Below are 23,835 nucleotides of genomic sequence, written 5' to 3'. Positions count from 1 at the left end.
CTTATCTAAAAGACGTTCTTACTCGCCTGCCGACGCAGCGGGCGAGTGAGATTGGGGAGTTGTTGCCGCATCGATGGAGACAGGCTTAGTTGTGCAAGACGGGATGCCCGGACGCTTACCTTGCAGCTTGCAGCTTGCAGCTCACAGCTCACAGCTCACAGCTCACTTCACCCCCTTGCATCTAAAGTCCTACAAATAGGCAAACTTCTTTAGGACTTCGCACATTAGAATAGGTGCAGTCATTTCTAAGACAGAGACGCCTTATATGCCAGATCCAGCTGACGCCAGCAGGGTGTCAGATTTACCGCTGGACGAGTTAGTGGCCTGCCATGAGTGCGATCTTCTGATGCGTAAACCGCATCTCGCGCTTGGTGAAAAAGCCCAATGCCCGCGTTGCGGTTATGAGCTTTATGCCCATCGTCACAATGTGGTCGAGCGTAGCCTCGCTCTCGTCGTTGCCGCCTTGCTGCTGTATGTACCCGCGAACTTTTTGCCCATCATGGAACTCAATCTGTTGGGCCAGGCTTCTCAAGATACCGTTTGGAGTGGCGTTGTCGGCCTCTTTGACACAGGCATGCAAGGCATCGCCGTCGTGGTGTTTTTGTGCAGCATGGGGATTCCGTTACTCAAATTGCTGTGCCAACTGGCAGTGCTACTGAGCATCCGCTGGAACATTGGCCGCTCTTACGGCTTGCTCATCTACAGGATTTATCACCACTTGAAAGACTGGGGCATGCTTGAGGTGTACCTGATGGGCGTGCTGGTGGCCATTGTGAAGTTGGTCGACCTGGCCGAGCTGAGTCTGGGGCTAGGCCTCACCTGCTTCGTCAGCCTGCTGCTGGTTCAGGTCTGGCTGGAGGTCGTCATGTCACCTCACCAGATCTGGCAGGCGCTTTCAGGGGAGGATACGCATGCGTGCGATTGATGCCGGCATCCTGATTTGCACCGAGTGCCACGAATTAAATCGGCAAGACAAAGACGTCGATGAGCAAACGTGCACCCGCTGTGGCGCTCTGGTGCACGCTCGTCGCCCGAACAGCTTGCTGCGTACCTGGGCCCTGTTGCTGACCTCCGCCATTCTGTATATCCCGGCGAATTTGTTGCCTATCATGACCATCAATGCGCTGGGCCAAGGCAGCCCCAGTACGATCATGTCCGGGGTGATCGAGTTGGTGCAGCACGGGATGATACCCATTGCCGCAGTCGTGTTCGTGGCCAGTATTTTGGTGCCCACCTTCAAGCTGGTCGGCATTGCCTTGCTGCTGTTCTCGGTACAACGCCACCAGCCCTTGTCTGCCCGGCAACGTATCATCATGTACCGATTTATCGAGTTCATTGGCCGCTGGTCGATGCTCGATATTTTTGTCATCGCCATTCTGGTGGCGGTGGTGAACTTTGGACGTATTGCCAGCATTGAGGCTAATCTCGGCGCTGTCGCCTTCGCCAGCGTCGTGATCCTCACCATGCTTGCAGCTGTAACTTTTGATCCCCGACTTATTTGGGATAACACGGAGTCGGATGACGACCATGAGTGATTTACCTACCGCTAAAACCCGTCCGGCGTCCAATTGGTCGGCTATCTGGATCCTCCCGCTTATTGCACTGATCATCGGTGGCTGGCTGGGCTGGAAAGCCTACAGCGAGACGGGCATCGATATTCAGGTACGCTTCGAAAGTGGTGAAGGCATCGTCGCCAACAAGACCGAAGTGGTCTACAAAGGCATGCCCGTAGGCAAGGTTAAAACCTTGGCACTGGATGAGAGTGGCCCGAGCAAAGGGGTCATCGCCACCATCGAGATGAACAAGGACGTTGAACAATACCTCAAAACCAACACCCGCTTCTGGCTGGTCAAACCCAGCGTTTCTCTGGCGGGTATTACCGGCCTCGAAACCCTGGTCTCCGGCAACTACATTGCGGTCAGCCCGGGTGATGGCGAGTCCACACGCAAGTTCAAAGCGCTGTCGCAAGAGCCGCCGCTGTCTGACGCCAAGCCAGGCTTGCACCTGACACTCAAGGCCGAACGACTGGGGTCGCTGAATCGTGGCAGCCCGGTGTTCTACAAACAAATCCAGGTTGGTCAGGTTAAAAGCTACGTATTGTCCGAAGACCACAACACCGTCGAGATCAAAGTCTTTATTGAGCCGACCTACGCGAATCTGGTGCGCAAACACACGCGCTTCTGGAACGCCAGCGGCATCAGCATCGACGCTAACCTGTCAGGGGTAAAAGTACGCAGCGAATCGCTGGCCAGCATCGTCGCCGGCGGTATCGCCTTCGCCACCCCCGAGAATCGCAAAGACAGCCCGCCAACCGATCCCAACCTGCCGTTCCGCTTATATGAAGACTTCGATGCTGCCCAGGCGGGCATCAAGGTCAAAGTCAAGCTCAGCGACTTCGAAGGGCTGCAAGCAGGGCGCACACCTGTCATGTACAAAGGCATTCAGGTCGGTAGCCTCAAAGCCTTGAAAGTCGACCCCGACCTCAGCAGCGCCAGCGCCGAATTGGCCCTTGATCCCCTGGCCGAAGACTATCTGGTAGAAGGCACCCAGTTCTGGGTGGTCAAACCCTCCATCTCACTGGCCGGTATTACCGGGCTCGAAGCGCTGGTTAAAGGTAACTACATCGCCATTCGCCCGGGTGACAAAGGCAGCAAGCCCGAGCGCGAGTTTGTGGCCCGCCCTAAAGCGCCGCCTCTGGACCTGCGCTCACCGGGCCTGCACATGGTGCTCTTCACCGACAACCTGGGTTCACTGGATGTCGGCAGCCCGGTGCTCTACAAACAGGTTAAAGTCGGTTCGGTCCAGAGCTACCAGTTCTCCCGCACTAAAAAGCAGCTGATCATTGGCGTGCACATCGAGAAGGAATACGAAGGCCTGGTCAACGCCTCAACCCGCTTCTGGAACGCCAGCGGCGTGACCCTGACCGGCGGCCTGACCAGCGGCATCCAGGTGAAAAGTGAGTCTCTGCAAAGCTTGATGGCAGGCGGCATCGCATTCGAAACCCCGAAAGCCACGGCGCCTTTGCAAAAGCGCATTCCGCGTTTCCGCCTCTTCAGCGATCGTGACGCGGCGATGGAGCAAGGCGTGCCGATCACCATTAAAGTGGCGAGTGCAGACGGCTTGAGCAGCGGGTCACCCATCCGCTTCAAAGGTTTGACCGTCGGCAAGATCGAAAGCGTCGACCTCAGTGACGACCTGCAATCTGTCTTGCTGCAAGCGCGCATCACCGAAGTGCCGGAACGTATTGCGCGGGCAGGCACGCAATTTTGGGTGGTCAAACCCGAACTGGGCCTGATGAAAACCGCCAACCTCCAAACCTTGGTGACAGGCCAGTACCTCGAAGTACAACCAGCTCCCAAAGGCCGCGGGCTACAAAGTGACTTCGTTGCTCTGGAGCAAGCGCCCGACGCCGCAGTACCTGAAGCAGGGCTGCGCCTGGTGTTGAGTGCAGCCCGTCGAGGCTCGCTTAAAGAGGGCGTCCCCGTCACCTACCGTGAAGTCACCGTGGGCAAAGTTACCGGGTACGAATTGGGCAACACCGCCGACCGAGTCTTGGTGCATATCCTGATCGAGCCGCGTTATGCGCCATTGGTGCGCAGTGGCAGCCGCTTCTGGAACACCAGCGGCTTCGGTGTCGACTTTGGTTTGTTCAAAGGCGCGACGATTCGTACCGAGTCCCTTGAAACCCTGGTTCAAGGCGGCATAGCCTTCGCCACACCAGACGGCGACAAAATGGGCAACCCGGCTCGGCCACAACAAACCTTCCCGCTCTTCGACAAGTTCGAAGAGGAATGGCTGCAATGGGCACCGAAGATCCCGTTGGCTAAATAACCCGCAACATGCCCATTAAAAACCGCGATCACTGATCGCGGTTTTTTTTCGCCTCCGTATTCTCCCCCAGCCAAAACCATACTCATCGCCACGCCGACTTTTTCAAAAACTTCAGAGAATTCCTACGTTGAATTTGCCTTGGGCACGTTAACTTCTTCCCAGTTTCGTCGTTTGGGCCAGGTTCACTATTTAAGGGGATAACTAATAGGGGCGTGGTCAACTTTAATGCGGCAAAACATTGGAGTAGAACTGTTTAAATAACTCACGGATGAACTTCTTGATTGAAAGGTGTGCGGTACCGTGCCTGACAACAAGTTTAATTTAATAGGTGGCTCCGAAACTTAATTATCTAAAGGAAATTTAAAAAATGAAGTTCGTAATGAAATCTGCTTTGGTCTCCATGTTCATGTTGGCGGGGTCTGCTTCGATGGTACAAGCGGCAGGTGCCGGTCAAGGAACAGTTACTTTCGAAGGTTCGATTATTGAAGCTGCTTGCTCTATCGCGCCTGAAAGTGTTGATCAGACTGTAGGGCTTGGCCAAGTTGCCAAGTCGCAATTGGAAGCGGGTGGCTCGAGCCGGCCTGAACCGTTCGAAATCAAGCTGGTGGGTTGCGATACCGCGACCCTTAAAGGCGTCAGCACCACCTTTACCGGTGGCATATCGAAAGACGTTCCTGGGGCATTGGGTATTGTAGGCACGGCTTCTGGTGCAGGCATCGTCATGCGCGATTCGTCTGGTGCAGACATCAAATTGGGTACTCCAACGGCATCTCAACCCATCCAAGATGGCAATAATACCTTGCAATTTGGCGCATTCCTCAAAGGCGCTACCGCCGCAGATGCGGTCATACCAGGTGAATTCACCGCCATTACCAACTTCTCATTGGCTTACCAGTAAGTCATTGCCCTGCCACCGCGAGGTGGCAGGGTAACTTGAAAATGAGAACCTGCTCGTGAATGTAATAACGCAGTTAACTATTACTTCTTCGTTCGCACTGTTAATGGTGCCCTTTAATAACGTTGTTGCGGCTGGCCAACAAAATGGCGTTGTTACACTCGGCGGTGAGATTCTTGACGCGGCCTGCGCTATGGATACCAGCAGCGCTTATCAAGTAATTGAAATGGACCCCATGCCGATTGGCCGACTTATTCGGCTGGGTGAGGGCGACCCGCATTCGTTTACCTTGCGTTTAATTAATTGCTCACTCACCCGTAATGACCCGGATCGTCCCGGTGAAAAGTTGCCCGACTGGCAACACATACGCGTGACCTTTGACGGCGTATCAGACCGTCAAGGCCTTTCCTTTGCCGCCAATGGCTCTTCACAAGGTGTGGCCTTTCACATCACTGATGCCGAAGGTCGCGAAAGCTTTCCCGGGGTGCCCATGACGATGATCCCGCTTTCGAGTGTGAGGGACCAAGTGCTGCATTACACCCTAAAATTGGTTGGCAACAACCAGCCTCTGTCTGTAGGCAGTCACCGTGCTGCGGTGCGCTTCAGGTTGGAGTACTACTGACATGGTTGGTCTGTTTTCCATGCTCAAAACCTCAACGATAAAAGCTGCATGGCCTCCGTGTGTCATGAGCGGGCTGATGGTCGTGGCAGGCAGCGCAATCGCGGCCGGCGATATCCAGTTCAATACCGACATTCTTGACCTGAACGACCGCTCCAATATCGACCTGTCGCAATTCTCGCGCAGCGGCTTCATCCTGCCCGGTGTTTACCCGATGAACGTGCAGATCAACGCCCAGAGCCTGGGCGAGCAGAGCATCGCGTTTATCTCTCCCGAGGATGACCCCAAAGGCAGCGAAGCCTGCCTGTCGCCCGAGCTGGTTGCGCTACTGGGGCTCAAAGAGGGCAAGGACGCCGAACTCACCTGGTGGCATAACAATGAGTGCCTGAACATTCGCAGTCTGCCCGGCATGGAGGCCACGGGCGATCTAAGCACCTCGACCCTGCGCATCTCGTTGCCCCAGGCCTACCTGCAATACACCGCGCAAAACTGGGACCCACCTTCGCGATGGGATGAAGGGGTGTCGGGCCTGTTGTTTGATTACAACCTCACCGCCCAATCCATTCGCAACAAAAACGACGGCGTTAAAAATAACCTCAGCGGCAATGGCACCCTCGGCGCCAACGTCGGTGCCTGGCGGGTGCGCGCCGATTGGCAAGGGCGTGTCGATGCCGAAGATACCAGCCGCACCCAGCACATGGAATGGAACCGCTTCTATGCCTACCGCGCATTGCCATCCCTGCAGGCGCGCTTGTCGGTGGGCGAAAATTACTTGTATTCAGATCTGTTCGACAGCTTCCGGTTTACCGGTGTTGCGCTCAATTCTGACGACAACCAATTACCGCCCAACTTGCGCGGCTACGCCCCGGAAGTCGTGGGGGTTGCGCGCACTAATGCCAAAGTTGTCATCAGCCAGCAAGGGCGCGTGCTCTACGAAGCGCTGGTGGCCGCCGGGCCATTTCGCATCCAGGACCTCAACGATGCTGTCAGTGGCTCGATGGACGTACGGGTAGAGGAGCAAGACGGCTCGGTACAGACCTTCAAGGTCGAGTCTGCCAGCATTCCCTACCTCACACGTCCTGGCACCGTGCGTTTCAAAGTAGCAGCGGGCAGGCCTACGAACTTGCAAGAGGGTGGTGCCGGCAGCGTCTTCAGTACCGGCGAATTCTCTTGGGGTGTGACCAACGGCTGGTCGCTGTTTGGCGGGGCAATCACCGACAACAATTACCGTGCCCTCTCAATAGGTGTCGGCCGCGACTTGATGGCCTTCGGTGCGGTGTCACTGGACACCACTCGAGCGAGCACCACGCTGTACGGTGACACCTTCACGGGGTCCTCCTATCGTTTGAGCTACTCCAAACGGTTTGAAGAGTACGACAGCCAGGTCTCGTTTGCCGGGTATCGGTTTTCACAGGAAAACTACCTGAGCATGAGTGAATACCTCGATGTGCGTCACTACGAAGGCGACGTCGGAGGGAGCAAGTCTCTGTACACGGCCACCTTCAACAAACAGTTTCGCGATGCCGGTGTGTCGGTCTACCTGGACTACAGCAATCAATCCTATTGGGACCGGCCTGACAGCGAGCGCTGGAACCTGTCGCTGTCGCGTTACTTCGATGCAGGCCCGGTCAAAAACCTGAGCATGTCGCTTAACTTATTCCAGACCCAGCAGCGGCAAGAACCCACCAGCAAAGGCATGTTCCTCACCTTCAGCGTGCCCTTGGGCCGTTCGGGCTCGTTGTCCAGCAGCTTCAACAGAACTCAAAACACCAACAGCTATTCAACGCGTTACAGCGATCGCATCAATGAACGCAATAACTATCAGTTGGCAGCAAGCGACACCTCGGTCAGCGGTTACCTGAGTCACGCCGGGGATCGGGCCGATGTTGACCTCAGCGCAGGCATCGAAAAAGACAGTCGTTCAAGCCTCAGCGTGTCTGCCCGAGGTGGCGGCACGTTGACCAAAGACGGCGCTGCACTGCACCGCAGCTCCAGCATGGGCGGCACTCGCCTGATGGTCGACACCAGCGGCGTGGCGGATGTGCCGATACGCGGTTACGGCACCCCGACCCGCAGCAATGGCTTCGGCAAAGCGGTGATCTCGGACATCAGCAGCTTCTACCGCACCTCAGCCAGCGTTGACCTGGAAAGCCTGCCAAGCAACATCGAGGCCACCCAGTCGGTCACCGAACTGACCCTTACCGAAGGCGCCATCGGTTATCGCACCCTGGCAGTGATCTCCGGCGAGAAGGCCATGGCGGTCCTGCACCTGCCTGATGGCAGCGTCCCGCCGTTCGGCGCCAGCGTCAAAAATGACAAGCAACAAGACACCGGCATCGTCAACGACGAAGGCAGTGTGTACCTGAGCGGCATCCAGCCCGGTTCGCAGATGACCGTCAGTTGGGGCAGCACCGGGCTCTGCAACCTGAGCTTACCCGAGGTGCTTCCGGCTGACGGGCTGGCCTCGACCCTGAACCTGCTGTGCCAGCCCATCAAGGCTGACAGCGCACCCGCCTCGGCAGTCTTGCCTGATGTTTTGGAGAAAAAAGCCTCATGAACCTTAATCCCCGCTTTGCCCCTTTTGCACTGGCCCTGTTGGCGATGTGCCTGATCAACAACAGCAAGGCCGCCATCGGCCTGGACCGTACCCGGGTGATTTTTGACGGCAGCAAAGACGCCGTCAGCATGAACATCACCAATAACAACATCGAGCTGCCGTATCTGGCCCAAGGCTGGATCGAAGACGAGTCCGGAAAAAAAATCAGCACCCCGCTGACTGTCTTGCCCCCCGTGCAACGCCTCGAACCGGGCAAAAACAGCCAGGTCAAGGTTCAGGGGTTGCCGGCGGCCAAGTTATTGCCCCAGGACCGCGAGAGTGTTTATTACTTCAACCTGCGTGAAATCCCGCCGCGCAGCGAAAAAACCAACACCTTGCAAATTGCGTTGCAGACGCGCATCAAACTGTTTTACCGCCCGGCGTCGATCATGCCGACCCAGCAGCAACAGTCCAATCCCTGGCAAGAGAAACTGACCCTCACCCGTCAGGGCGATCATTACCAGGTCAATAATCCGACCCCGTATTACGTAACGCTGGTGGATGCGCGCAACAGCAAGGACGGTAAAACCGCAACCGGCTTCGAGCCGCTGATGGTCCCGCCCAAAGGTGCCCTGACCCTGGGGCCGAGTGTGGCTGCGCTGGGCTCCACGCCGTACCTGACCTACATCAATGACTACGGCGGTCGCCCGACCCTGGCTTTCACCTGTGCCGGCAATGAATGCAGCGTCGACCCCAAGGCTTCTTCACGCCATGAATAGCGTCAAGTTCCTGGCCCGAGGGGTGGTGCTGACCAGCCTGATACTGGCGTTGTCGGCCAACCTGTGCCGGGCCGAAGATGAGCCCATTATGGACGGCGAGGGCTTGCTGGACATCAGCGGCTCACTCAACCATGCCCCTTGCCTGCTGGAAATGCCCTCGGCTTACCAGACCGTGGAACTCAACAATGTCTCGCGCGCCGACTTGTCAAAGCCCGGCGACATGAGCCACCCCGTGGCTTTCCAGTTGCGCTTTCTGGACTGTCGGCGCATCGCCGGTGGGTTGCCCAACGAGCGCACCGGCCGTCTGGTCTGGAGCCCTTATGAACCGATTGTCTCGGTGGCCTTTCTGGCGCCGGCCGATTCTGATGACCCGCGTCTGGTCAAAGTACAGGGCGTTACCGGAATGGGGCTGCGCCTCACCGATGCCCTGGGTCGCGACGTGCGTCTGGGCACATGGGGCCAGCCCTTATTTTTGGTGCACGGGCGCGACACCGTGACCTGGTACGTCCAGGCGACCCGCACGCCGGCCCCCCTGACCAACGGCGCCTTCCGTGCCGTCGTGGATTTCAGGCTCAACTATGACTAAGGACCCCGCCATGCCCAGCTCCGGCTTACCTGCCGTCCTGATCGGTGGCTGCCTGTTACTGGCGCTCAGCCAGGGTGCTCAGGCAGACGTCAATGTGACCATCAGCGGCGTAGTGCAAGCACCGCCAGCGTGCGAGATCAACCGCGGAACAACGCTTACCGTTCCGTTTGGCGATGCCCTGCTGACCACCCGCATCGACGGCATCAATTATCAGCGAGGGGTGCCCTATGAAGTGTCGTGCAGCAACCCGTCGTCCAATGCCATGACCCTGGAGCTCAAAGGCACAGGGGCCGCCTTCGATGCTAAATCGCTGGCTACCAGCAAAGCTGATCTGGGGGTCAAGCTGTTCGTTGACGGGGCTGACTGGCCGATCAATACGGCCGTTAAATTCACCTACCCGACCTTGCCCGATGTGCAAGCGGTCCCCGTTAAGCGTCTTGGTAGCACCCTGACCGGCGGCGCATTCACCGCGGTTGCAACCTTGGTGGTGGTCCTGCAATGAGAAAGGAACGTCTGATGACCTTCTGGCAATCGTCCGCCGTGCTGACCGTGCTCGCCTTGGGCCTGTGCAGCAGTGCCTCGGCCAATGTGGCGTTCAATGGGACGCTGATCGAACCGCCGCCATGCACCATCAATGGCGGCAGCACCATCGAAGTGGACTTCAAAGAAGTGGGTATCAGCCAAGTGGACGGCGAGCATTATCGCCAACCGGTGAGTTACACCATCACCTGTTCAGCCGACACCTTGCCTTGGGAAATGATCCTCACCGTGCGTGGCACGGCCACCTCTTTCGAGCCGTCAGCCGTGCAATCGAATGTGGCCGACCTCGGCATCAAGTTGCTGCAAAACGGCAAGCCCATGGCACTCAACACACCGCTGGTGATTACCCCCAGTTCGCCCCCTGTGCTTGAAGCGGTCCCGGTCAAACGCCCAGGCTCGACACTGGCTCCCGGTGGCTTCACCGCCACAGCCACGTTATTGGCGAACTACCAATGAGGAGCCGCACCATGCGATCAGTCATTGAAACCCTCGCGTTCTCAACGATGGCGGCGTGCCTGCTGGCCAGTCAGGTGCAGGCAGCAGACAACTTGAGCTTTAAGGGCGTGCTGGTTGCCCAGGCGTGCACCATTCGCCCGGGTGACGAACTCATCCCGGTGAAGTTCAGTGATATCTCCACGTTCAGTCTTTACCAAAACACCCGCACCACCGGTGAGCTTTTTTATATTCACTTGCAAGACTGCGACACCCAGATAGCGAAATCGGTGACGGCCACGTTTAGCGGTGCTGAAAATGCCGAGTTGCCAGGTTTGCTGGCGCTGGGCACAGGCAGTGCTGCGCGAGGCATTGCCATCGGCCTGGAGACAGGCGCCAACCAGCTCTTGCCCCTGAACGTGTCCAGCCCCGAACAGCTCTTGAACAATGGCGACAATGTCATGGTGTTCAATGCCTATGTGCGCGGGGAGCCAAGAGCCATTGCCAATCAATCCATCCGCAGTGGCCGCTTCGTGGCGAACTCAACGTTCACGCTGGCGTACCCGTGACGACGATTTCAAATCCAACCTTATGCATTGCTCCAGAGGCAAACATGACCTTCTGCGTCTCTTTTTTTCGTCCGTTACTGGCGCTGGCCCTTTGGGCCGTGATGCCTGCGGCCAGTGCATTCTTGTTAAGCACCCAAGCCAACAACGACCCCCGCCCTTCACCCATCACATCGCCCAGCGGATTGGTGGTGGTTTCCGGGTCTGCGACCGCAACGGACAACGGCATTCCTAACCAGTACCCCGGCAAAGTGGTTTGTATAGGGAGAAATGGCTGCAACTTTGGGCCGGTGGCCAGCCCGTATCAAACCGGTAGCTTTCGTTTCAATATCGTCATGAACTGCGTCGAGAACCCTCCAGCCAATTGTCAATACGGAGCCGATACGTCGGTGAGCGTAAATAACGGCATGACTTGGGATCAGGCAATCATTGCTTGGCGGGCGCGTCACGGTAACTCAATAAGCCGCTACAACGCCTACACCTACTCGAGAGATAACACCCGGCGCATGTGTACCTCTTGGGCGACCTATGCCATCCCGGGTGGTTTTTACTTATTGCCCGGCGCTGACACCTGTGGCCCACCACCGATTCCGCCTAACCAGTGCAACGTGGGGGGCGGTCCAATAACTCTCGATCACGGCACGCTGAAGGTCGGCGAAATTACCGGTAAAAAAGTAGAAATCACGCGCCAGATTACCTGTACCCGTACAGCCGACGTGATGTACACCGTCGCTGCGGGCAACCCGATAAATCTGGGCAACGGCATCCTGAGCACGCTCTCGATCAACGGTGTCAATGTAGGTTTGGTCACCCGATTCCCGGGGGGGACCTCCAACTTTAAAATCACCTCAACCTTGACTGACCAAGGCGCTGTGGCCGGCCCTTTCTCCAAAACGGTAGTACTTATTCAATACCTCTTGTAAGACTGGTGGTGGCTGACGCCACTCAACTTAACTGCACAGGTGATGTGATGAACAACTATCTTCGCGCCGCGTTGCCAGTGGCAGCGCTGATCTTTATAGCGCCTGCGGCCAATGCCTGGAACCTGGTCAATTCGATCAATGCCGATGCCCGTCAAATGCCGGGCGCTCCGGCCACAACGGTGGTGGCATCGGGCAGTGCCGGTGCCTATAACGACGGCAATTCCAATCGTTATCCAGGTTCTGCCTTGTGCAGCAGAGGTACCAATTGCCGGTTCGGCCCGGTTTCATACAGTCAACTCTTCAACGGGCTACGCACCATCACCCCGATGGGCTGTACCTCCTGGAACATTGACTGCTGGGCATCGGTCGATACCAACGTGGCGATTAACTCGGGTACCTCTTGGGAACAGGCCATTACGGCATGGCAAGCCAGGTACGGCAGCAGCACCTATCGGTACGCGGGTTATGCCTATTCCGTCGAACCTGGCTGGACCACGCAAATCTGCGCAGCCTGGGCGGCATACAATGGCACGGCGCCAGGTGCGCCCACGATTGTGCCGGGCACCGACTCGTGTGCCACGCCGCCCATTCCCCCCAACCGCTGCGACGTCTACGGTGGCGACGTCAACCTTGATCACGGGGTCTTGAAGGTCGGAGAAATTACCGGCTCGCGCAAAGAACTGACCCGGCAAGTCAACTGCTCCCGCAATGCCTCTGTGCGTTACCGCGTGTCCGTGGGCAACCCGGTTGATCTTGGTAACGGTATCAACAGTACGATCACCGTCAATGGTGTCGCTGCGGGACAGTTGATCACCTTGCCCGGCGGAACTTCGTTCTTGCGAATTGCTTCAACCCTGACAGACCGGGGCGCCCGGGCTGGCGTGTTTTCAAAGACGGTGGTACTGATTCAAAGCTTTATGTGAGCCAACCGGCTCACACCCGGTACACCTCAATCATTTCCAGTATCTGGGCCATGGCCTCATACAGATCATCCACCCGCTCAGCCACCTGTGACCAGTTGGCGAGCAGGCAGGCTTTTTCAAGGTCTTCACAGCATTGCAACAGATGCCGGGCCTTGATCATTCGGGCGCCACTTTTGACCTTGTGCGCCACCGCACTCATGCCCGGCAAGTCATGCTTGGTGAACGCCTGCAGCAGCGCGGTCATGTCCTCTTCCATGCTGTTGATCAGCGGTTCGATCAAGTGCTTGAGGGCATCGGCATCGCCGTGGGTCAGACGCTCCAGCGCGTCGAGATCAATTTCACGTTCCGACCCCATGGCCTCGCCAGTGCCTTGCAGGTTGATCGGCTCCAGATCGGCCGAGGCCAGTCGCGCCTCAAGGTGTTGCAGGCTGATGGGTTTGAACAGGCAATCATTCATTCCGGCGGCCATGCAACGCTCGACTTCGCCGGTTTGGGCATTGGCGGTAAACCCGACAATCAACACCGCCGGGGTGCCGTTGGCGGCTTCTTCGGCACGGATGGTGCGGGCCAGTTCATAGCCATCCATCACCGGCATGGCGCAGTCGGTCATGATCAGGTCAAAACGCTGGGCTCTCCAGGCCTTCAAGGCTTGTGCGCCTTCGCCGGCCTCTTGCGGCATGTGCCCCAGGTAACCGAGTTGTTGCGTCAACAGCCTTCGATTAGGGGGGTAATCATCCACCACCAGCACGTTCAAGGCGCGTTGCGGGGGCGCGGGTGGTTCGTGCGGGGCTATCACGGGCGAGACCGCAAGCAGAGTCACCATGTCGAACTCCAGGCTAATGCGCGTTCCTTTACCCAACGTGCTGTGCAACTGCAGCGTACCGCCCATCATTTCGCACAACTGACGACTGATCATCAGCCCCAGGCCGGAGCCACCCGGCAGCTTGTTTTTCGAGCTGACTTGGGAGAAAGGGCTGAACAGGCGCTGCTGGTCTTGCTCCGAAATACCGATCCCGGTGTCCTCGATCTGCACGCACACGTTCAGCCGCTCGCTGTTGCGCGAGCCTTTGGCGCGTACGCTCAGGCCAACATGGCCGCTGTCGGTGAACTTGATCGCATTGCTCAGCAGGTTGGACAACACCTGCCGAAAGCGCAGGGGGGTCAATCAGCACCTCTGTGTTGATCCTGGGGTCGAGCTCAAAACTCATCAGTAAACCTTTTTTCTCCGCCAGGGCTTCAAACACCCGGGCCGTGGACTCCACCAGCTTCATCAGGTGAGTGCGCTGTTGATTGAGCGGCATGCGCCCCGATTCGATCTGGGTGATATCCAGAATGTCACCAATCAGTTCCAGCAAACCCTGTGCGGCTTGCGAGGCAACTTCCAGGCTGTCGTTGTCGGCAAGTCCCTGTTCGGCCTTTTTCATCGCCAGTTCGAGCATGCCGATCACCGCGTTCATGGGCGTACGGATCTCATGGCTCATGGTGGTCAGAAAATCACTCTTGGCCACATTGGCCTGTTCGGCCAGCTGTTTGGCTTCCTGCAACTGTTCGACCAACTGCTGGCGCTCGCTGATATCAATCCAGCCGCCAATGATGCCAAGCACCTCGTTATCGCTGCCTCGATAAGGCAGGATCCAGTGGTAAATGGTCAGCACCTGAGTGTTGGGCAATTCCAGTTGGTGATCGCGAACCAGTGGGCGGCCCTCTTGCATTACGCGCATATAGTCGCTGTGGTAGGCCTTGTGTTGGCGCATCGATGTCAGCGAGTGCTCAAGCAGGGTTTTGCCCACAATGGATTCGCGTTCGGCGCCAAACGTATCCAGGTAACCTTCGTTACAAATCAGCAGCCGGCCCTGACGGTCGCGCACGTAAATGGGGTGGGGCGTACCGTCAATCAGCGTACGCATGAACGCCAGTTGATCGCTCAGTGCGCGCTCGGCCTGATCGCGTTTGCGCAGCACCCGGCGCAAGTAAGAGATCCACACGATACCCAGCAGCAACACTCCGACTGCCACCGCCGAGACCCGCATGATCGCCGAGTGGTGACGTGCCCAAAAACGGTTATCGAGCACCACGGCGCTGTGCCAGCGGGCGGTCAGGGTGTTCATCTCTTCGGGCGAAATACTGGCCAGTGCCTTGTCGAGAATGGCGTGCAGTGTGGTGGCTTGCGCATTCACGGCCAATGAAAACTGGGCGGGGACAATGCCCACGGTGCTGCTGATTTTTAACTGCCTGGCGTAGTGCTGCTGGAGCAAATAACGCGCGCTGACCAGATTGATCACGGCCCCCTGTACCTCACCTTTGCTGGCCATTTCCAGGGCGAGTGCCGAGTTGCGCGCGGCAACCAACTGCACACCCGGATAGTGCTGCGCCAAGTAGGTGCTGACGTTATTGTCGATCACCAGCGCAACGCGCTCACCGTCCAGTTTGTCCAGTGTTTGCGGGCTGCCCGTGAGCAGGCGTGTCACCAGCACAAAGGGCGTCGAAATATACGGCTTGGTAAAACGCAGAACATGTTCGCGGCTGGCGCTGGCGGTAAACGCCGGCATCAGGTCGGCTCGCCCCAGCTTTACATCCTCGATCAGGCCCGGTACGGACTGGCTGCGCACCCAGTCAAATTGAATCCCGGTGCGCAAGCTGATCTTGGCCAGCAAATCAGCCGCCAGACCACTAAAAACCCCTTGGTCGTTAAAAAAGGTAAACGGCAGGAAGTCTTCAGAAACGGCCACCTTCAAACGCGGATGAGCCTCGATCCAGCGTTGTTCAGACGGGGTGAGTTGCAACGGCCCACGCCGCTCGATGCTCATTGCGCTAACGCCCCAGCGATGCAGGATGGCGTTGTTGTGGGCGGGAGGAATGGCCGCCAACGCCGAATTGATCAGGCGTAGCAAGCGTGGGTTAGGGTGATGCACCGCAAATGAAAAAAACTGCTCTTCAAGGAGGGCCACGTCCCGGATGTACACGTTATTCGGATAGTTTTTGGTAATCAGGTAGTGGGCACTGATGGCATCACCCAGATACAGGTCGGCCTGGCCAAACGCCACGGCGCCGAGGGCTGCAAGGGGCGATGCATACAGCTCTAACTGCACATCCGGATACTGGGCCTTGACCGCTGCGACAGGCTGGTAGTGATAAAACATGGCCATGCGCAGACCGGGCGGCAGCGGGATGCTGCCTTTGCTGTCGCCGGTACGTGAGACCAGCACGGGGGGGTCGAGGGCATAGGCCGACGAGAGTGCCAATTGGTCATCGGCACTTTCAAAGGCATTGGCGGTGCCGAGCAGATCGATCTGATCATTTTTCAACGCCTCGATAGCCTGCGCCCTGGAGTCATACCGCCTGACCTTGATCTCAAGGTTCAGTGCCTGGGCGAGCAGCCCGGCATAATCGGCGGTCAAACCTTCAAAGTAATCGCTGCCTGAAGATATATCGAAGGGGCCATTGTCCGGTACCGACGTGCCCAGAATCAGCGACTGTTTGGCGCTCAGCCATTGTGTGTCGCCCTCACCGAGCTTAAGTGCAGGCACATCGGCCTGTGATCGCGCCAGCAACTGCAGAGGCATCGGGTCAGCATGGCTTGCTGTTGTCAGGCTTAGCGTCAATAACCAGACGGCATGCTTCATTCGATTAAGTTATTGCGTTTGGCAAATTCAGCCAGATACACCACTGACTTGATATTGAGTTTTTGTAAGAGCCGTGTTTTATAAGTACTGACCGTTTTCTCACTTAGTAACATAATTTGTGAAATCTTTTTATTGGAGAAGCCCGACACCAAATATTGCAGGGTACGCAATTCGCGATCTGACAATGTTTTGATTAATTGCTGGTCTGAGTGATCGGGAGACAGATCAACATCACAGTTATTTAAATAAATCCTGCCACTCATTACCACATTAATTGCTTTGGTCAATGCATCGACGTCTTCGGTCTTCTCAATAAAACCAATGGCACCGGCCCTGATACAGCGATCAGCAAAAAAAGCGGAGTCTTTGGACGTCAGCACTAACACTTTGATCGGGAGCCCCAGTATGTGTAGCCGTTTAAGCACCTCAAGCCCGTCAAGTTTGGGCATCGAAAGGTCCAGCACAATCAGGTGGGGGAGGTGTTCGCGCGCCAGATCCAGCGCCGTGGCGCCGTTATCGGTTTCAGCCGCAATCTGGAAGTTGGCGTTTTCCAGTACTAGTCTGACGATCCTTCGAATAAAAGGATGATCGTCTACTATCAAAGCCTTACGCATGATAATTCCTACAACGTTAAGAGGGCGCTATTGTCGTGGCGGCGAGGTGCGGCCGTAACGACGTGAGTGTCAAGCGCTCAATGTTCGAGCTGAATTAAATGCCGGTCATAAACATCGATGAACAACTTTATTTTCAGTGGAATCAAACCGTTAATTAGTCCGCAGGCTTGCTGTCAGTAGCGGTGTGCGAATTGTCCTAAGAAGTAGTGGTTTAAGATTTTTGAGGCAGGACGGCCCAAGCCGTTATTAATGAGCAATAACTTTTTTGAGACATAAAAGTTATCGGCAGAGGGGCTAAAAGGTTCAACTCAGTGAATGACCGATCGTCGGGCGTCTGTGAACAGTCATTCCAGCACGTGACTGAGTTCATCGTGTGCTCCTTCCTCGTAATCCTCCTGTCTGTTGTCTTTACAGGGGTATCGAGGAGTGTGCTTCTCAGGATGCAAAAAACAGGTAGGAATTTTCTGAAAAATTGAAATTTATGTTCGGCAGGCATGTACGAAAGGAGGGGAGCAGAGGTGTTCACTAAGGCCGTTAAAAAAGCCTCGCGAACACCCTTGCTCCTGCGCAGGTGGCGTCAAACTGCCGTGACATCTTCCAGTTGCGGCTCGGCAGCCGCAGGGCTGGCCACCTCGTCATGGCGGCGGATGTACTTCCAGTCATCCTCGTCGATATAGATCCCGTTAGGCCCGCTGCCGCCTTCCAGGTCGATGGCCACATGGGCGCAGACCTGCGGCTTTACGCTCGCCAGAATCGGTACAAAACCCAGCTGCAAGCTGGTTTCCAGCAGCGCGGTCTGGTTTCTCTCGTCAATGTCTGCCGCTTCGTCGAGGTAATACGGCAAACGGATACGCCCGGCCAGGTCGCGATCCATCAAGTGCAGCAACAAATACATGTTGGTCAGCGCCTTGATGGTCATGGTCGTACCGTTGGAGGCGGCGCCATCGATGTCGGTATGAATCACCGGCTGGCCGTTGACCTTGGTGATCTCGAACGCCAGTTCAAACAGATCCTTAAGCCCCAACTGGTTATGGTTGGCCGCCACCAGACGGGCCAGATACTCCTTGGCTTCTTCGTTCTTGTTGTCCTGTTCAGCACTTTGGCTGAGGTCAAACACCGACAGCGTTTCGCCTTCTTCGTACTGCCCGGCGCTGTGGATAATCTGGTCGATGTGCTTGAGTGCCTCTTTGTTCGGCGCCAGCACAATCCGGAAGCTCTGCAGGTTCGACACTTGACGCTTGTTGATCTCGCGGTTAAACAGCGCCAGTTGGTGCTCAAGGCTGTCGTAGTCACTGCGAATGTTGCGCAAGGTCCGGGCGATGTCCGTCACGGCAGCACGGCGCGCCTTGCCCAAGGTCAGGGCTTCCTCGCTGCGGTGCGCATAGGCGTTGATCAACAGTTGCAGGCGGCGCTCCATGTCATCTTCGCTGTCGAACTTGGCCACGCCTTTCAAGCGCACCTGCGCGTACAGCGCTTCGATCTGCCCGTCGCAGCGCAGCAGGCCTTGCCACGTGTCCTGGTAGTCGTTGAGCAACGGCAGCAGGTTGTCCATAGAGTCGTCGACCGGGTCCATGAACGGCGTACCGAATGGCAAGTCGGCCGGCAACAGCTGGCGCCGACGCAGGCTGTCATCAAGGGTGCGCTGCTTGGCTTCCATGTCACCGATTTGCCGCCCGACCAATTGCAGCTTGGCCGACAGGTGCTGCACGCGCTCGGTGAAGGCATCGCTGGAGCGCTTCAATTCATCTTGCGCGGCTTCGGCCTGGGCTAACAGCTCGAGTTTTTCGCCTTCTTCGGCGCCCAGGGTTTGCGCACGACGGAAGTCTTCCAGCGCCTTCTGCGCGTCCAGCACTTGCTGGTACAACGACTCGGCTTCGGACTTGCTCGCCGCCCGGTCCGAGGTGACCGCCTGCTGGGTTTTCAGTTGCTTGAGTTCTTTTTCCAGCCGCTCTTTCTGGTCGCGCAAGGCGGCGCGATCCGCCAGCGCTTGCAGGGCGGGTGGCTCGATATGGCTGAGGTCGATGGACAAACCCGGCGCTTCAAAGCGTTCACCTTTAAAGCCATCCAGGATTGCCTCCAGGGATTTGACCCAGGCGTCGCCGTCATCCAGCGCAATCCCTTGCTCGCCCAGCGGCAGGCTGAACAGGGCGCTGTTGAACAGGCGCATCAGGCGCTCAACATCCTGTTGCGAGAATTCTTCGCGCAGGCGGGCGTAGCTGTTGTTGTCGGCGTGGTCGAGCTGCTGCTTGACCGACTTGAGGCGTTTTTCCAGGTCGCGCAGACGTTCGTCCAGGTCTTCGGCGCTGAATTGGCGCGACTGTGCCAAGGCACCGGCCAACTCGTCGTGGGCGTCTTTGGCGGCCAGTAGTTGCTGCTCCAGCACCTTCACGTCGTCCACCAGCGCAAAGCGGTGCTTGAGCACCGACAACTCGCCCAGCCAGCGCTGAATACCGGTGATCTCTCGCTCCAGGCGCATCAGCTCCTGGGTGCTGCTGCGCTGATCGTTTTGCAGGGCGTCTTGCTCGTTGCGGTAGTGCTCGGACTGAATCAGCAACTCTTCCTTGCGTGCCCCGGCGTAGTCCTGCCACGTGCCGAGCAGCGAGTCGAGCAGCGGCGACAGGCGATGCAGCTTGCCGCGCAGCAGATCGCGCTGGCGGACACCGGCGGCCAACGATTCGACCAATGGCCCGGCCCCGACCAGCGCGTTGTAATCCTGCTCCATGCGTCGCACATCGCGGAAGGCTTCTTCACACGCGGCGATATAGTCCACGCTGCCGGAGCGCAGGCTGTGCTCAAACGCATCGAGAAACAATTGCTTGAGTTTGGCCGCCGTAATTTCGCGCATGTGCAGCAGGTTGATAAATAGCGCGCGGAAGGTTTTCAGGCTTTGCTCACTGGTGGAGCGCAGCGGGATCAGCGTCAGGTCCAGCGGGATCGACGTATGCCCACCGACCAACAAACGGCGCAGTTCATCAGGCTTGAGTTCGTAAGCTTTAAGGCCGTTGCGCTCAAGGTTGCTGAACAGCTCTTTTTGCCGCAGGCAGGTGTCTTCTTTCTGGTAATGAGCCAGGTCGAGCTTGCCCGCATAGGCGAAAAACTGGTGACCGAAACCGCCACCGGGGCCGCGCCCGACCACGCCAATCACATGGGGGCCGTGGGGCAGCGACACTTCGACGAGGATGTAGCTGGTGTCGGAAGCGAAGTAAAAGCGCCGCGATTGTTCGAGGCTGTACTTGCCGAAGCTCATGTCTGACATGCGCGCCAGAATCGGAAACTGCAAGGCGTTGATCGAGGCTGATTTACCGAGGTTGTTGGCCCCGTACACCGACAGCGGATGCTCCAGCGGGAACAATCCCAGGCTGTAACCGGCGGTATTCAGCAGGGCGAAGCGGCGTATTCCGTAGCGTTCCTGGCTCATGCGTCCAACTCCTGTTGCTCATCGGCAATGGCGCGGGCCAGAGCCGCGTCTTCGTCTTCTTCCTCAACCTCGGCTTCATCATCAACCAGCACCGGGGTCGGCAGCGGCAAAATGCTGTGCAGGCTGGCGGCCAGATCGCGGTCTTGCTGCACTGACAAACACACGTCAAGAAAGCGATGCATCGGCGGCAGAAAACGGTAAACGCCGTTGTCTTCACTGGCAAAGCCGAGCTGGGTCATGCGGCGCATGATTTTTTCTTCCAGCTCGTCCTGGGTGGTGACTTCGGCCTGCACAAACAGGTCGCGGTATTTTTCCAGCAGCGCGGGCAGTTCATCACGGCCCAGGCTGCCGCCATCGAGCACGGCAATCGGATCGCGGCCCTGATCGGCCAAATGCTCGACGATGATGAACGTGAACAGCGCCAGGCGTTGCGCGGTCTTGTTGACCTGAGCCGAGGCAATGGCGGTGTCGGGCACGAAATAATAAAAACCACGGGTGTCGCACACCAGTTCAAAGCCAAGGGCCTTGAACAGGGCGCGGTACGAGTCCTGAAAATTCGACAGCTGTGCGTATAGTTCAGGGTCGCGACGGCTCACGTGATAACCCTTGAACAGCTCACGAAAGATCGGCGCCAGATGGGACAGTTCAGACAGATCAAGATGCATGGAGAGGGCTCGCAGAAGTCTCGCTCGCGTCATCGCTGCGTGAAAGCAGGGCGAAGGAGCGCAGGCTGACCAGATGTTCGTGGGTGTGGTAATCGCGGCGCTCAAGGCGTTCGCGCACGAAACGTTTTTCGCGCGACAGGCGCGAGAACCAGTACAGCAATTCGTCGGTGTCGCCGTTGGGCTCTTGGGCCAGCAGCCAGCTCATCAAATCCGGCATCGGCAGCGCATCGCTACAGCGGTCGAGCATTTCCTTGACCGTGCGCGGAGCCTTGGGCGTTTCACCGCGATGGGCTTTGTGGGCTTTCGGGAAGCGTGCCGGCTTGGGCTCAAAGCGGGCCAGCGCGTACACATAGGCTTCAACCTGGCTGGCGCTGCCCAAAAAGGTGCTTTGCGGGCGGGTGAACATTGGCATCGCCGCTTGCGGCACTGCGTCCAGCCCTTTACGGCGTATGGCCGCCAGCGCCAGCGCGGCGCCACGGGTAACTGCGTTGTGGCGTCGTGCCTCTTCACGCAGCGGCAACAGCAGCTCGCGGGCATGGCGCAAGGTGAGCTGGGCGCTGGTTTGCATCTCAAGGATCCGCGCATGGGTGCGCAGCAGCATGTCGTCGTCCACTAGGTGGCCAAGGCGTTGCTGTTCGCTGAGCATGCGCAGCAGTACATTCTCGACCTTACGTACGCCTTGTTCGAAGGCGCCGTCAGCGTTTACCAGTTGGATCATCGGTTCGACGTATTCGTCCCACGTCGCCAGCACCTCGGCGTACCGCTGGCGCAGCGGGATCTGCCGGTCGCTGGTCTTGGCCCGTTCGGCCACGGCCACCAAGGCCTGTTCGTCATTGGCGAGCTTCTTCAAGACATCGCGCACACGCATGTCGAGCAAACGCAGTTGGCGCGCCAGATCATTGCCATCACGAATGTCGAACGCGTCCTGAATGTAACCGGCCAGGCGCTCCAGATGGCGCAGGTAGGCTTCGATTTCCAGGCACAGCCCGAGGCGGTGTTCGCGGCGCAAATACGCGAGGAAGTCGTGGATTTGGGCGTTCAGCTCAAAGCGGTTCGGGCTCTTGGCCACCGGCACCAGAATGTCCAGGCGGATCCAGCTGTCGAGCACGTTGGTGATGTCTTGCGGTGTGCTGTCCAGTTGCTGGGCAGCCAGTTGCAGGCGCAACTCGCTCAGGCTCAAAGTGCCTTGGTCGAAGTGTTCACACAAAGGCTCAAGGAGTGCCCAGTGTTCGGCGAGGGCACGTAAAACGCGCTTGGGTTCGATCATGGGAGGGCCGGTCGATTGCCAATGAAAGGTCGCGATTGTACTGCAACACGGGTTTGAGTCATTACTTGGCGATCAGAGGCGGGCGAGAAGGGCAGAAGGGCGGTAGAATCGCTGCTCTTTAGTTATCCACAGATGGCCGACCCTTGTTGAACGAGTCCCGCCGCCGCGCTTATTTGACTGCCATGCAAGTGGTCAGTTGGGTACCGCGCACAGAGCTGCCGTTTGCCGCCCCTTCGCGGCCTGAACTGCTGGTGCTCCCTGAACCGCCTGCCGCGCCTGAAGTCATCAGGCCTGTGGTCAAGCCTGCGGCTGCGCCGAGCAAACCCGCTGAACGGCCTAAAATCGAAGTGCCACGGCCATCGGTCACTCCGCGACCTGCCAGCAAGCCGGTAGTGGAAGCCGAAGCGGCCCCCGCGCCGGTAAAAGCCGCCGCGGTGGCGCCGCCGCGTTTTGCCTTGCAGTTGCTCCGGGCGGGGCGTTGCCTGGTGCTGGTGGAGTTACCCACAGGCGGCGCATTCCAGAGCCGCGACCCGGCTTATTTATTGTTAAAAGATATGTTGCGAGCTGCCGGTTTGCCCGACAGCCCGCAAATCGTTGGCGAGCCAGTACGTTGGCCGCTGCTCAGGCGCGGCAATGTCGACCAGGGCCCAGAGGCGGCGCGTCAGTTTGTGCAGGGTTTTGTCATGGCCCGCCTTGAAGAGGCCGAATGCGCCTGCTTGTGGCTGATCGGCCTGCCGGCTGTGCGTTTTGCCAGCGAAGCGAACGCTGAAGCCTTCAACACCGAACTTGAAATCGAAGGGCTGGGTAGCGCATGGGCGCTGCCGGGCCTGGAACTCTTAATGGAAGAGCCGCACCGCAAAGCGGATGTGTGGCAAGCCATGCGCAGGCTGATGTCGCGCTGGAAACAAAACGATGAGTGACGCAGTAACCTTCCGCCCGATGACCGAAGCGGACCTTGATGCGGTTTTAAAAGTTGAATACGCGGCGTTCACCCACCCGTGGACCCGTGGGATCTTTCTCGACGGTTTGGGCAAATACCACATCTGGTTGATGTTCGAAGGCGAGCAACAAGTGGGTCACGGCGTGGTGCAAATCATTCTGGATGAAGCACACCTGCTCAACATCACCGTCAAGCCAGAAAACCAGGGCCGTGGCCTGGGGCTCAAATTGCTTGAGCACCTGATGTCTATTGCCTACCAGCATGAAGCCCGCGAATGCTTCCTCGAACTGCGTGACAGCAACACGGCCGCCTTCAAGCTGTACGAGCGCTACGGCTTCAACGAAATCGGCCGCCGCCGCGATTACTACCCGGCCGTGGGCGGGCGTGAAGACGCGGTGGTCATGGCCTGTACGCTGGTTGACTGAATCAGCCCTCACCCGGAGGGAGAGGGCGCTTTACCAAGGTACTCTCAGGTTAAGCACAAGAGTTCAGGTTGCGGATGTTATTCAGCATCCCCCAATCAGTCCCCTCTCCCTTCGGGAGTGTATGGACCGGGGACATAGCGAACACTTTGTTCGGAGACATAGCGAACAGTTAACGTAGCTTTTTCCCTGATATTACAACCCCGGTCACTCTGTCAATTTGCGCAATACGATGGCTTCCCCAGAAGACATCGTA

At 57.7% G+C, this 23,835-nt stretch carries 21 protein-coding genes and 1 pseudogene; 16 read left to right on the top strand and 6 right to left on the bottom strand.

Annotated elements, in window-relative coordinates; translation table 11 throughout:
* From GHO25_RS26975 to GHO25_RS22310, 14 genes are all read left to right on the top strand, one after another.
* Positions 1 to 89, top strand: an 89-nt coding sequence (locus GHO25_RS26975; protein ID WP_178110187.1) for a transposase domain-containing protein, incomplete at its 5' end; no start/stop codon positions are given.
* Positions 90 to 265: 176 nt separating this feature from the next.
* Entirely contained in the window at positions 266 to 925 is a 660-nt protein-coding gene (locus GHO25_RS22370; protein WP_153392457.1) for a paraquat-inducible protein A, read from the top strand.
* Positions 912 to 1,535, top strand: a complete 624-nt coding sequence (locus GHO25_RS22365) for a paraquat-inducible protein A (RefSeq protein WP_048368452.1) — start codon at positions 912 to 914, stop codon at positions 1,533 to 1,535. Before GHO25_RS22370 ends, GHO25_RS22365 begins: the two co-directional genes overlap by 14 nt.
* The gene (locus GHO25_RS22360) at positions 1,528 to 3,831 is read left to right on the top strand and encodes a PqiB family protein (protein WP_153392455.1); all 2,304 of its coding nucleotides are present in this window, start codon (positions 1,528 to 1,530) and stop codon (positions 3,829 to 3,831) included. The genes GHO25_RS22365 and GHO25_RS22360 overlap by 8 nt, the downstream gene beginning before the upstream one ends.
* Before the next feature lie 367 nt (positions 3,832 to 4,198).
* Entirely contained in the window at positions 4,199 to 4,729 is a 531-nt protein-coding gene (locus GHO25_RS22355) for a fimbrial protein (protein WP_082148639.1), read from the top strand.
* A gap of 55 nt (positions 4,730 to 4,784) precedes the next feature.
* Positions 4,785 to 5,348: a fimbrial protein gene (locus tag GHO25_RS22350; protein WP_372240964.1), complete on the top strand. Its 564-nt coding sequence runs from the start codon at positions 4,785 to 4,787 to the stop codon at positions 5,346 to 5,348.
* Between the two features lie 19 nt (positions 5,349 to 5,367).
* Positions 5,368 to 7,902, top strand: a complete 2,535-nt coding sequence (locus GHO25_RS22345; RefSeq protein ID WP_153392459.1) for an outer membrane usher protein — start codon at positions 5,368 to 5,370, stop codon at positions 7,900 to 7,902.
* Complete coding sequence (locus GHO25_RS22340) at positions 7,899 to 8,660, top strand: fimbria/pilus periplasmic chaperone (RefSeq protein ID WP_153330764.1); 762 nt, start codon at positions 7,899 to 7,901, stop codon at positions 8,658 to 8,660. The genes GHO25_RS22345 and GHO25_RS22340 overlap by 4 nt, the downstream gene beginning before the upstream one ends.
* Complete coding sequence (locus GHO25_RS22335; protein ID WP_153330765.1) at positions 8,653 to 9,246, top strand: fimbrial protein; 594 nt, start codon at positions 8,653 to 8,655, stop codon at positions 9,244 to 9,246. Before GHO25_RS22340 ends, GHO25_RS22335 begins: the two co-directional genes overlap by 8 nt.
* On the top strand, positions 9,239 to 9,748 hold the full coding sequence (locus tag GHO25_RS22330; RefSeq protein WP_153330766.1) for a fimbrial protein: 510 nt from the start codon (positions 9,239 to 9,241) through the stop codon (positions 9,746 to 9,748). The genes GHO25_RS22335 and GHO25_RS22330 overlap by 8 nt, the downstream gene beginning before the upstream one ends.
* A 14-nt stretch (positions 9,749 to 9,762) precedes the next feature.
* On the top strand, positions 9,763 to 10,242 hold the full coding sequence (locus GHO25_RS22325; RefSeq protein ID WP_153330767.1) for a fimbrial protein: 480 nt from the start codon (positions 9,763 to 9,765) through the stop codon (positions 10,240 to 10,242).
* A gap of 11 nt (positions 10,243 to 10,253) precedes the next feature.
* Positions 10,254 to 10,787 carry a fimbrial protein gene (locus GHO25_RS22320; protein WP_228392791.1) on the top strand — a complete coding sequence of 178 codons (534 nt, stop codon included), beginning with the start codon at positions 10,254 to 10,256 and terminating at the stop codon, positions 10,785 to 10,787.
* Between the two features lie 44 nt (positions 10,788 to 10,831).
* A complete protein-coding gene (locus GHO25_RS22315; RefSeq protein WP_153392453.1) occupies positions 10,832 to 11,707 on the top strand; it encodes a hypothetical protein in 876 nt (291 codons plus the stop codon).
* Between the two features lie 47 nt (positions 11,708 to 11,754).
* Entirely contained in the window at positions 11,755 to 12,630 is an 876-nt protein-coding gene (locus GHO25_RS22310) for a hypothetical protein (RefSeq protein ID WP_153392451.1), read from the top strand.
* Between the two features lie 10 nt (positions 12,631 to 12,640).
* On the opposite strand, the gene GHO25_RS22305 is transcribed toward GHO25_RS22310, so the two are convergent.
* From GHO25_RS22305 to mksB, 6 genes and pseudogenes are all read right to left on the bottom strand, one after another.
* Positions 12,641 to 13,771, bottom strand: a complete 1,131-nt coding sequence (locus GHO25_RS22305; RefSeq protein ID WP_372240965.1) for an ATP-binding protein — start codon at positions 13,769 to 13,771, stop codon at positions 12,641 to 12,643.
* Positions 13,772 to 13,994: 223 nt separating this feature from the next.
* Positions 13,995 to 16,193: pseudogene (locus GHO25_RS22300) on the bottom strand (transporter substrate-binding domain-containing protein); the annotation flags it as partial.
* 56 nt (positions 16,194 to 16,249) lie between these two features.
* Positions 16,250 to 16,867, bottom strand: coding sequence for a response regulator transcription factor (locus tag GHO25_RS22295; protein WP_048368443.1), 618 nt, complete (start codon positions 16,865 to 16,867; stop codon positions 16,250 to 16,252).
* A 577-nt stretch (positions 16,868 to 17,444) separates the two neighbouring features.
* Entirely contained in the window at positions 17,445 to 20,285 is a 2,841-nt protein-coding gene (gene mksF / locus GHO25_RS22290; protein ID WP_048368442.1) for an Mks condensin complex protein MksF, read from the bottom strand.
* A complete protein-coding gene (mksE, locus tag GHO25_RS22285) occupies positions 20,282 to 20,950 on the bottom strand; it encodes an Mks condensin complex protein MksE (protein ID WP_153330928.1) in 669 nt (222 codons plus the stop codon). Before mksE ends, mksF begins: the two co-directional genes overlap by 4 nt.
* Positions 20,940 to 22,217 carry an Mks condensin complex protein MksB gene (gene mksB, locus GHO25_RS22280; RefSeq protein ID WP_048368440.1) on the bottom strand — a complete coding sequence of 426 codons (1,278 nt, stop codon included), beginning with the start codon at positions 22,215 to 22,217 and terminating at the stop codon, positions 20,940 to 20,942. The genes mksE and mksB overlap by 11 nt, the downstream gene beginning before the upstream one ends.
* Before the next feature lie 143 nt (positions 22,218 to 22,360).
* Between mksB and GHO25_RS22275 the strand changes: the two genes are divergently transcribed.
* Complete coding sequence (locus GHO25_RS22275) at positions 22,361 to 23,137, top strand: SPOR domain-containing protein (RefSeq protein WP_123749573.1); 777 nt, start codon at positions 22,361 to 22,363, stop codon at positions 23,135 to 23,137.
* Positions 23,130 to 23,582: a ribosomal protein S18-alanine N-acetyltransferase gene (rimI, locus tag GHO25_RS22270; RefSeq protein WP_048368438.1), complete on the top strand. Its 453-nt coding sequence runs from the start codon at positions 23,130 to 23,132 to the stop codon at positions 23,580 to 23,582. The genes GHO25_RS22275 and rimI overlap by 8 nt, the downstream gene beginning before the upstream one ends.
* Positions 23,583 to 23,835: the final 253 nt, after the last annotated feature.

The sequence above is a fragment of the Pseudomonas sp. FSL R10-1350 genome, from assembly GCF_009600525.1.
Lineage (GTDB): Bacteria > Pseudomonadota > Gammaproteobacteria > Pseudomonadales > Pseudomonadaceae > Aquipseudomonas > Aquipseudomonas helleri.
Note: the sequence above shows the minus strand (reverse complement) of the source record. Positions and strands in the feature narration are given on the sequence as shown.